Here is a 10,798-nt window from a genome sequence, read left to right on the forward strand (position 1 = left end):
ATGAATCGAATAACCACCGCCACCAGACCCAGCAGAAATTTCCGCCAGTTATACCGGGGATTCTTCAAGAATTCGTAGGCGGCATCCTTGCGGAAATCCAACTCCGGATTGTTGACAATGCCCCGGGAAAAATTGACCCCGCAAAACGGCAAAGAGAAGATAGTGGTGAACACCGCCAGCGGTTTTGCCCCTCGCACTTTACGGATGCCGCTGCTACTCAAAAGGGTGCCGACCTTGAAATCTTCCAGGAAGGAAAAAATCCGGTTGTGCAGTCGTTTTGCCTCTTGTTGCTCCCGGTGGCATTGAGTATGGTTCATCTGAGCCTTTTCTTTTTGATATCATTGATGATTTTCGCAAATCCAATGTATCGGAAAGTAAAAGGCTTTTCACGTTAAAACGACATTATTTCAAAAGGTTGAGCGTCAATTCTTCCTGGGCTACGGCAAAACCGAAACTTGAGATACTCTCTTTCATAACACCAACAATTATCATCTACAATGATGTTCAGTGTTTTTGAAGTGTTTTTTTGTGTCGAGAAACACTTTTTTCATTTGCACCGTAACAATTAAAATCAATACTTGTGGAAGTAAATGAAATTTCTTTTGAAAATTTGCCTAAGGTAGTCGGCCATCTGGTCAGCGAAGTGGCCGAAATCAAATCATTTGAAGCAGGCAATGCAGCAATCGCGCTGTTCAGGTCCGACGACATGGCACCGGTTGTCGGCAATTCAGATTTGTCTTTACCCGAAAATCATAGAGAAAAATGCATGATATGCCTTTAGGTCGAAAATGTCGACCAGGCATATCGAGAACTGCAATCAAAGGGTGCGGCTTTCGTAACAGAACCTACGGATATGCCGCATTGGACCATTCGATCGGTTTATCTTCGCGATCCTGAAAACAATTTGATTGAACTGTATTCGGCTCTGGATAAAAGCAAATGGAGCGCTGAAGTTCTTGAAGAAAATGCCCGCTACGAACAATGTCCCGAATCCGTAAAGCCCGGAGACTGAATCGTTCACAGGGCATGTCGGGATGTTTTGCGATGCCGTTGTCCTTGCCGGTCGGGGACCATGCCCTTCGTGGTGCCGGTTCTTGTTCCTGGACAATTTTGGTAAGGTTGTGAAAAAAGAGTGCGATTGACCCGCGTCGTTCCTTTCGGCGCCAACTGGGAGCGCGGTTCATTCCGTGCTCCCATTTTTTTTGCATTTGCGCTATAACGCTCCGGTCACATTTTTCCAACGCCACCTTTGCGCAGGACATCCAATGAAACGAGTACTTTCAGGCATTCAACCATCGGGAAAATTGCATATCGGCAACTACTTCGGCATGATGCAGCCCATGATCCGCCACATGGAATCGGCGGATCTCTTCGTGTTCATCGTGGACCTTCATGCCCTGACCTCGGTTCACGACCGCGACCGGCTCCGTCAGGGCACCCTCGAGGCTGCCGCCGATTTTTTGGCCTTGGGGCTCGATCCGGACCGTTGCACCTTCTGGGTCCAGTCGGATGTGCCGGAAGTGTGTGAGTTGACGTGGATGCTGTCCGTCCTTACCCCCATGGGGCTGCTCGAGCGGTGCCATGCCTACAAGGACAAGGTGGCCAAGAATGTTCCGGCCAGCCATGGCCTGTTTTCCTATCCGGTACTGATGGCCGCCGACATCCTGCTCTACCAGTCGCAGGTGGTGCCGGTGGGCAAGGACCAGAAGCAGCATGTCGAGGTGGCCCGGGACATCGCCATCCGCTTCAACAACACCTATGGCGAGACTTTCGTGGTCCCTGATCCGGAAATCAGTGAAAGCACGGCCATCGTGCCCGGTATCGACGGCCAGAAGATGTCCAAGTCCTACGACAACACCATCCCTATTTTTTTGGACGAAAAGCAGCTGCGCAAACGGGTGATGACCATCCAGACCGACGCAACCCCGGTCGAGGAACCCAAGAATCCGGACACCTGCAACCTCTACGCCCTGCTCAAGCTGTTCGCGTCGCCGGAGAAAATGCGCGAGGTCCACGATCTGTACGTGAACGGGGGCGCGGCCTACGGCTATCTCAAGCAGGATTTGTTCGAATTGATCAACGACTATTTCGCCGGAGCCCGGGCCAAGAAAAAGGAATTGCTGGACAACCCCGACTATCTGCGCCAGGTACTGGCCCAGGGGGCGGAAAAGGCCAGGGCCAAGGCAACGGCGACCTTGGAGCTGGCACGGGATCGCATGGGGCTGACCTATTGAGGAAGGCCGCATCCGGCGGCAATCCGTTCGGGGCAAGATGCCCGCCGGTCGGCGGCGTGGCGAAAAGCCAATAAAAAAGGCGGGGAGTTTTCCCCGCCTTTTTTATTGGTTGATGAAGAAAGACAATCAGAAATCGACCAACTCGACGTCGAAAACCAGCCAGGCATTGGGTGGGATCACCCCGCCGGCGCCCCGCTCGCCGTAGGCCAGCTCGGGCGGAATGATCAAGGTCCGTTTCTCGCCCTTGGTCATCTGGCTCAGGGCCTCGTCCCAGCCGCGGATGACGCGGCCGGTACCCACCGGGAAGGCGATGGGTTCACCCCGGTCGTAGGAGCTGTCGAACTTGCGGTTGCCGAGCAGCAGCCGGCCGGTGTAGTGCGCCTTGATCGTGGTGCCGGGCGCGGGCGGCTTGCCTTCGCCTTTCTGTTCGACCTGGGAGTAGAGGCCGGAGTCGCTCCGCACGGCCTTGGGCCACTGCTCCTTGATTATTTTCCTGATCTTTTCATCCTGCGTTTTCACAGCCTTGGCCTCCCGATCCTTGATCCCGGCCAGGGCGGCGTCGAAGGCGGCCTGGTCGGCCTTGAAGGCTTCCGCCTCCTTGCCGACGCGGACGATGGTGATGGACTTGATGGTATCGCCCTTGTCGATTTTGTTGACCACCTCCTGGCCCTCGACCACCCGGCCGAAAACGGTGTGGCGGTCGTCCAGGTGCGGGGTGGCGACATGGGTGATGAAGAATTGGCTGCCATTGGTGTTGGGGCCGGCGTTGGCCATGGAAAGGACGCCGGGGCCGTCGTGTCGCAGGCTCGGGTCGAATTCGTCGGGAAAGGTGTAGCCGGGCCCACCGGTGCCGGTTCCCAGCGGACAGCCGCCCTGGATCATGAAATTGGCGATGACCCGGTGAAAGGTCAGGCCGTTGTAGAACGGGGTCCCTGCGGGTTTGCTGCTGCCGCCCAAGTGCAGGGTGCCTTCCGCCAGGCCGACGAAATTGATGACCGTCAACGGCGTCTTTTGATAATGGAGCCTGACCAGGATGTCACCCTTGTTGGTGGCGATTTTGGCATACAGTCCGTCTTTCATTTTTTTTTCCTCGGCTGAAAATGCTGGGTGTCCGGCACAAAAAAGCAGTACGGGCAGAAACAGCGCAACGAGCAGTCTGTTCATCGAAAATCTCCGGTGGTACTTTGTGGTGTCCGGGCGTGGAAATTCCCGTTCCTTGGTGGCGAACGGGGCGGGCAATCAGAGTGTCCCCGGCCTTGGAGGGCCGCTGGCGCGGCTTCCGGCGGGAACTGCAATCAGGGCCTGCATACAAAGCCGGCGGTTGCTTGTCAATGAAAATGAGGGCGGCGGCCGAGGGAGTCGTCCGCCGGCGATGGCAACGGCATCAAAAGCCATGGCGGCGGTGAAGCAGGAGCGAAATGCCCAGGGACGCGGTCAGCAGCAGCACCGCCAGGGTGCCTGCCAGTCCGGTTTGGCCGCTGGCCAGCAGGGTACCTCCCAGCATGGTGCCTCCGGCCTGGCCGAGATAGACCACCGAGGTGTTGAGCGAAGTCGAGGCCGAAGCCGCGATCGGATCGGCCTCGATCAATCGGGCCTGTTGCGCGGCAATGGCCGGGCTCATGCCCATCCCCCAGATGAACAGGGCGGCGCCGGTCAGCGGCAGGAAGGAGGGAAGGGTAAGCCAGCAAACCAGGCCGAGCAGGATGACGGCGAGAAAGGAACTCACGGTGGCGCGGACCCCGATCAGGCCGACCGTTCGAGTGGCGAGCATGGTGCCGAGGATGCTGGCACCGCCGTAGATGGCCAGCAGCAGGGCAATGGTCGGCGGGTTGTCGGCCAGCCTGTTCTTGAGTTCAAAGGCGATATAGGGGTACTTGATGTACTGCCCGGCGATGGCGAGGCAGGAGACGGCGAGGATGGCCCAGATCTTGGGCGAGGCAAGCACCTTGCGCCAGGCGGCGATCGGGAGGCGATGGGGCCGCAGTCCGCGCGGGAGGGTGGCGAAGACGGTGACGGCCGCCATGGCGCAGGCAGCGGCCAGGAAGGCATAAGCGGTCTTCCAGTCGGTCAGCGAGCCGATCAGGTTCATCATCGGGATGCCGATGGCCGCGGCCAGGGACCAGCCGAGAAAAATGAAGGTGATGGCGCCGGCCCTGCGGTCGGACGGAACGAACAGGGAAACCGCGCTGGCGGCCTGCGGGGTGAAGCAGGCGACCGCCGGGATCATGACCAGGCGGAGCGTGAGCAAGCTGCTAAAGTCCGTGACCAGGGCCGAACCGAAGTGGCCGAGAGCGAAAAGGACCAGGGCGCCGGTCAGGAGATAGCGGCGATCCAGCGGATTGAACAGAAAGGCAAGCACCGGCGACAGGATGCAGAGCAGGGCGCCGCCGTAGGCCAGCAGGGTGCCGACCGTGGCGGCGTCGACCTGGAAGGCCTGGCCCAGGTCGTTGATCAATGCCGCCGGCGCCAACACGCCGGAGCCGATGACAAAGTTGCCGGCGAGCAGGGCCCAGAGGGTTGCGGAACGAGGAGGCGGCATGATCGGAGAAGGCATCGAGCGAAATGAGGACCGTGGCGGCGCCTTGGCCGCCAACAGCGGCCGTCGGCGACGACAGTAGGGACTCCGCCGGCATGGCGCAACCGGAAACGAACATGAGCCCTGGGGGAAACGGCGGATCGCTGTTCGCAAATCCAGCCCGTTGGCAAACGGGCTTGACTGTACACCGGCATCCCGGTTATATAAAGAGGTTTGTGCCGACGAAACAAAAGCCGCGGGAGGGCAAGGAAATCTTGCTGCACCAACTGTACACAGGTTTAGGTACCGGAGTGTATCCGCTTCTGCTGCTCCTTCGGCCTCTGATCGAGGCTGCCGGCGGCCGGTTCGCCTATGGCCTGGCGCAACGACTGGGCCGTTATGCCGGAACGCATGCCGAGGAGAAGCCGACGGCCCGGGCCGGTGCCCGAACCGTCTGGTTGCACGCCTCATCCGTGGGCGAGGTCCAGGCGGCCATTATCTTGACCGGCGCCTTGCTCGAGACCTTGGACGATGTCACCGTCGTGGTCAGTTCGACCACCGAGCAGGGACATCGCCTGGCCAGCAGCAGACTACCTGCGGCCCTCTGCCTGATGGCGCCGCTCGACCTGCCCCAGGCGGTGCGCCGCGCCCTCCGGACCCTACGGCCGGATTGCTACGTGTGCCTTGAAACCGAACTCTGGCCGGTCATGCTCACCGAGGCCAGGCGGGCGGGCATCCCCATGTTGCTGCTCAACGGCCGCTTGTCGTCGCGGTCCTTTCGCCGTTACCTGCGCATTCGCGGGTACCTGGCTTCGTTGCTGGACGGTTTCCAGCAGGTGGCGGTGATCAGCGAGGCCGACGGCCGGCGATACGCGGCCCTGGGGGTGCCGGCATCGCGCATCCGGGTCTGCGGCAACCTGAAACACGATATCGAAACCGTATCGACCGACCAGGTCCGGGCGACAAGCCGTCGGCGGCTCGGCGTGGATGCCGAGCGGGTTTTTCTCTGCGGCTCGACGCACGAGGGCGAGGAGGAACAACTGCTGGAGGGCTTTCGGGCCCTGGCAGCGCTGGGACCGGCGGTATGGGTGATCGCGCCCCGGCATCTCGAGCGGCTCGCCGCGGTGGAGGCCCTGTTGCACCAGGCCGGTTTGGCATTCGATCGTTTTTCCGCCCTGGCGGACCGGCCCCGCCGGGCCAACGTGGTCGTGGTCGACACCATGGGCGATCTGGCCGATCTCTACGCCGGCGGCGATTTTGTCTTTTGCGGCGGCAGTCTCATCAACAGGGGCGGGCATAACGTCGTCGAGGCGGCCCGTTGGGGACGGGCGGTCTATTTCGGTCCCAACATGAAGGATTTCCAGGACGCGGCCGACCTGCTTGTCCAAACCGGCGGCGGTTTCCAGATCGCCGATGGCCATGGGCTGGCCGACCTGCTGCGCTCCCACGCAAACGCTCCGGAACAGTATGCGGCGGCCTGCGCCCGCGCCGCCGACATGGCCGCCCGCCAACGGGGAGCGGTGGCATGCCAGGTGGAACTGGTCCGCAGGGTGCTGGCGGCCCGTTGACGGCAGCCCGGTTTTTTTTTGCGGCCTTCATTGGCCGGGCCGGGGGGGCGTGCTTACTCTAACAAGACCAATGCGGTCACGATGCGGTGCCATCCCGGGTGCGGCCTCCTGATCGACTTCTTCTGCATTTTCAGGATATTAACACGATGAAAGCATTGATCGGACTTGAAGACGGCACGGTCATGACCGCCCGGTCCTTTACCGGACCCGGCGAGGCCGTGGGCGAAATAGTGTTCAACACCAGCATGAGCGGCTACCAGGAGGTGTTGACCGATCCCTCGTACACCGGCCAGCTGGTGACCATGACCTATCCCATGATCGGCAACTACGGCGTCAATCGGGAGGATATGGAATCCGCGGGCGTGCACCTCCGCGCCTTTCTGGTCCGCGAGTACCAGGACCGGCCGAGCAATCACCGGGCCACGGGCACTCTGGCCGATTTTCTCAAGAAATATGGGGTGTTGGGAGTCGAGGGCCTGGATACCCGCATGCTGACCCGCAAGATCAGGATCACCGGGGCCATGAAAGCCCTGATCACCACCGAAGACCTTGACCCGGAATCCGTGGTGCGTCGCGCGCGCGCATGGGAAGGGCTGGTCGGCCGCGACATGGTGGCGCTGGTGGCCGGGCCCGCCGCACGATATCGCTGGGAGAACAACGTGCCGGTGCCGGCGGACGGTTTTGCCGAAGGCACCGGCTTCAAGGTGGTTGCCCTCGACTGCGGCATCAAATACAATCAGTTGCGCCTTCTGACCCTCAAGGGCTGTCGGGTGCTGGTGGTGCCCGCCACCACCTCGGCCGAGGAAATTCTCGCCCTCCAGCCGAACGGGGTCTTCCTTTCCAACGGTCCCGGCGATCCGGCCGGGGTGCGGGGCGTGGTCGACAATATCAGGAAATTGCTCGGCAAGGTGCCGATTTTCGGTATCTGCCTGGGGCATCAGATGCTCGGCCTGGCCTATGGCGCCACCACCTACAAACTGAAGTTCGGCCACCGGGGCGGCAACCAGCCGGTCAAGGACCTGCTCACCGGCAGGGTGGAGATCACCTCGCAGAACCATGGTTTCTGCGTCGATCCGGCCAGCCTGCCCAACAATGTCGAAATGACCCATATCAATTTGAACGACGGCAGTCTGGAAGGCATGCGCCATCGGGAATGGCCGGCATTCTCGGTCCAGTATCATCCCGAATATGCGTCCGGTCCCCACGACGCCGAATATCTGTTTGACCGGTTCATGCAAATGATGGAGCAGGCGGGCTGAGGGCCCGACGACAAAGGAAGAGAAGAGAGACAATGCCTAAACGCACCGACATACACAAGATACTCATCATCGGCTCCGGGCCGATCATCATCAGCCAGGCCTGCGAATTCGACTATTCCGGAGCCCAGGCGGTCAAGGCGCTCAAGGAAGAGGGCTACGAGGTGGTGCTGATCAACTCCAACCCCGCCACCATCATGACGGATAACGCTATGGCCGACTGTATTTACATCGAGCCCATGAACATCGAGGTGGTCAAGCGCATTATCAAGCTCCAGAAGCCCGATTGCATCCTGCCTACGCTGGGGGGCCAGATGGGACTGACGCTGTCCATGCAGCTGGCACGGGAGGGTTTTCTGGAAGAGCAGAGCGTGCGGCTCATCGGCGCCAATTTGGAGACCATCGAAAAGGCAGAGGATCGTCAAAAGTTCAAGGACACCATGGCCAAGATACATCAGCCCTGCATACCCTCCGATGTGGTGACGGACGTGGACAGCGCGGTGGAATTCGCAAAGCAGATCGATTACCCAGTAATCGTGCGGCCGGCGTTCACCATGGGCGGCAGCGGCGGCGGCATGGCCCACGACGAGGCGGAGCTGCGGGAGATTGCCCAAACTGGCCTTCGGACGTCGCCTCTACACCAGATTCTTATCGAAAAATGCGTCGCGGGGTGGAAGGAAATCGAATTCGAGGTCATCCGCGACGGCGGCGGCAATGTGATTACTGTTTGCAGCATGGAAAACGTCGACCCCGTGGGCGTGCATACCGGCGATTCCATCGTCATTGCGCCCACCGTGACGCTTTCCGACAAGGAATACCAGATGCTGCGCACCGCGGCGCTCAACATCATCGACGAACTCAGGATCGAGGGCGGATGCAACTGCCAGTTTGCGCTGCACCCCGACAGCTTTGAATACGCCGTGATCGAGGTTAACCCCCGCGTGTCGCGCTCCAGCGCGCTGGCCTCCAAGGCGACGGGCTACCCCATTGCCAAGGTGGCGACGAAAATTGCCATCGGCTACCGGCTGGACGAGATCGTCAATGCCGTGACGAAAAAGACCTACGCCTGCTTCGAGCCGGCCATCGATTACGTGGTGATCAAGTTCCCAAAATGGCCTTTTGATAAGTTTGTATACGCGCAGCGCACACTGGGCACGCAGATGAAAGCTACCGGCGAGGTGATGGCCATCGGTACTTCCTTCGAGCAGGCCATCATGAAGGCGGTGCGCAGCGCCGAGCTGTCGCTGAGCACGCTGAATCTGCCCAAGCTCAAATCGCTAAGCGACGAACAGGTGCGCGAGCGGCTGCACGTGTGCGACGACGAGCGCCTGTTCGTGGTGTTTGAGGCGCTCAAACGCGGCGTCAGCGCGGACGATATTTTCATGATAACCCAGATCGACCGCTTTTTCATTCACAAGTTGGATCATTTGGTCCAGCTGGAGTGTATGCTTGAAACGCAGCCTCTGACGGACGAACTGTACCTCGAGGCTAAGCGCAAGGGGTACCTCGACCGCGATATTGAGCACATCAGCGGCAAGCGCATACAGAATAAGCGCTACGCCTCCTATAAGATGGTGGACACCTGCGCCGCGGAATTCGAGGCTGAAACGCCGTATTTCTACTCCACATACGATGACGAGAATGAGGCGGCGGATTTTATGAAGCGTAAGCGCACCGGCAAAAAACGCGTGATGGTGTTCGGCAGCGGACCCATCCGCATCGGCCAGGGCATCGAGTTCGACTATTGCTCGGTGCACTGCGTGTGGGCGCTTAAGAAATTGGGATTTGAAGTGAGCATCGTCAACTGCAACCCCGAGACGGTATCCACCGACTTCGACACGGCGGATCGGCTGTATTTCGACCCGCTGACGCCGGAGGACGTCATGAACGTGATCCACACCGAGCAGCCCGACGCGGTGGTGGTGGCCTTCGGCGGACAGACCGCCATCAAACTGAGCAACTTTTTGCACAGTGAGAATATTCCCATACTGGGCACAAGCAGCGACAGCATCGACGCCACGGAGGACCGCGAGCGCTTCGACGCGCTGCTGGAAAAGTTGGACATCAAGCGCCCGGAGGCGCGCAGCGTGTTTACCAAGGAGGAGGCGCTTCAGGCTTCGCGCGAGCTGGGGTTCCCGGTGCTGCTGCGTCCGTCCTACGTCATTGGCGGCCAGAATATGATTATCGCGTTTGAGGAAGCGGACATCGACGAATACATGGACATCATACTCGCTACCGATGTGCGCAACGCGGTGCTTATCGACAAATACCTCTCCGGCGTGGAGCTGGAGGTGGATGCCATATACGACGGCGAGGATCTGTTCATTCCCGGCATCATGGAGCACATCGAGCGCAGTGGCGTGCACTCCGGCGACTCCATCGCGGTGTATCCCGAATGGAGCATCAGCCCCAAGATGGCGCACAGCATCATCGATTACTCTGAGCGTCTGGCGCAGGCGCTATGCGTCAAGGGCGTGGTGAACATACAGTACCTCATCAACAACGACGAGGTCTATGTGATCGAGGTCAACCCGCGCTCGTCCCGCACTATACCGTACATCAGCAAGGTGACGGGCGTGCCGCTCATAGAGATGGCTACGCGCATTATGCTGGGCGAAAGGATCAAGGATATGGGTTACGGCACCGGGCTGTACAAGCGCCAAAGGTACATGGCGGCAAAGATACCGGTATTCTCCTTTGAAAAGCTCCAGGATGTGGACAACCACCTGGGACCGGAGATGAAATCCACCGGCGAAGTGCTGGGCATCGCCAAGACGCTCGATGAAGCGATTTATAAAGGACTGATCGCCGCGGGCTACAAGATGAAAACCAGCGGCGGCATACTGCTGACGGTGCGGGACAGCGACAAGGCGGAAATCGCGTTTGTGGCCAAGCGCTTCCAGGAAATGGGCTTTGATATTTACGCCACGGCGGGGACCTGCGCGCGGCTGCGCGCCAAGGGTATACCCGCCAAGCCTGTGAAAAAGATCAATGAGGGCGAAAACAACACACTCAAACTGCTTATGAGCGGCAAGATCGACTATATGCTCAATACCTCCGCCCGCGGCCGCATTCCCACCTACGACAGCGTCAAGCTGCGCCGCAAGGCGGTGGAGATGGCCATCCCCTGCCTGACTTCGGTGGATACCGCCATCGCGCTGGCCAGCAGCTTAAAGAGCCGCTATTCCATGCAGAATATCGAGCTGGTAGATATGACACAACTCA

Annotated in this window: 7 protein-coding genes and 2 pseudogenes; 6 read left to right on the forward strand and 3 right to left on the reverse strand. The window is 59.7% G+C overall.

Annotated elements, in window-relative coordinates; all coding sequences use genetic code 11:
- Positions 1-317: pseudogene (locus tag RMR13_RS00855) on the reverse strand (IS4 family transposase); the annotation flags it as partial.
- A gap of 263 nt (positions 318-580) precedes the next feature.
- Here RMR13_RS00855 and RMR13_RS00860 point away from each other — a divergent pair.
- From RMR13_RS00860 to trpS, 3 genes and pseudogenes are all read left to right on the forward strand, one after another.
- The gene (locus tag RMR13_RS00860) at positions 581-781 is read left to right on the forward strand and encodes a hypothetical protein (RefSeq protein ID WP_310598750.1); all 201 of its coding nucleotides are present in this window, start codon (positions 581-583) and stop codon (positions 779-781) included.
- 12 nt (positions 782-793) lie between these two features.
- Positions 794-1,012, forward strand: a pseudogene (locus RMR13_RS15315) (VOC family protein); the annotation flags it as partial.
- A 253-nt stretch (positions 1,013-1,265) separates the two neighbouring features.
- Positions 1,266-2,234, forward strand: a complete 969-nt coding sequence (gene trpS / locus RMR13_RS00865; protein WP_310598751.1) for a tryptophan--tRNA ligase — start codon at positions 1,266-1,268, stop codon at positions 2,232-2,234.
- A gap of 126 nt (positions 2,235-2,360) precedes the next feature.
- Here trpS and RMR13_RS00870 read toward each other — a convergent pair whose 3' ends face one another.
- Positions 2,361-3,314, reverse strand: coding sequence for a peptidylprolyl isomerase (locus RMR13_RS00870; RefSeq protein ID WP_310598752.1), 954 nt, complete (start codon positions 3,312-3,314; stop codon positions 2,361-2,363).
- A gap of 304 nt (positions 3,315-3,618) precedes the next feature.
- The gene (locus RMR13_RS00875) at positions 3,619-4,773 is read right to left on the reverse strand and encodes an MFS transporter (RefSeq protein WP_310598753.1); all 1,155 of its coding nucleotides are present in this window, start codon (positions 4,771-4,773) and stop codon (positions 3,619-3,621) included.
- 212 nt (positions 4,774-4,985) lie between these two features.
- Between RMR13_RS00875 and RMR13_RS00880 the strand changes: the two genes are divergently transcribed.
- The 3 genes from RMR13_RS00880 to carB all read left to right on the forward strand — a co-directional run.
- The gene (locus RMR13_RS00880) at positions 4,986-6,317 is read left to right on the forward strand and encodes a glycosyltransferase N-terminal domain-containing protein (protein ID WP_310598754.1); all 1,332 of its coding nucleotides are present in this window, start codon (positions 4,986-4,988) and stop codon (positions 6,315-6,317) included.
- Between the two features lie 146 nt (positions 6,318-6,463).
- On the forward strand, positions 6,464-7,576 hold the full coding sequence (gene carA / locus RMR13_RS00885) for a glutamine-hydrolyzing carbamoyl-phosphate synthase small subunit (protein ID WP_310598755.1): 1,113 nt from the start codon (positions 6,464-6,466) through the stop codon (positions 7,574-7,576).
- Positions 7,577-7,608: 32 nt separating this feature from the next.
- Positions 7,609-10,798 (forward strand): carbamoyl-phosphate synthase large subunit (carB, locus tag RMR13_RS00890; RefSeq protein WP_310598756.1); only part of this gene is annotated, 3,190 nt, incomplete at its 3' end.

Origin of the sequence: Desulfobulbus sp. (assembly GCF_031547805.1) — a bacterium.
Taxonomy (GTDB): Bacteria; Desulfobacterota; Desulfobulbia; order Desulfobulbales; family Desulfobulbaceae; genus Desulfobulbus.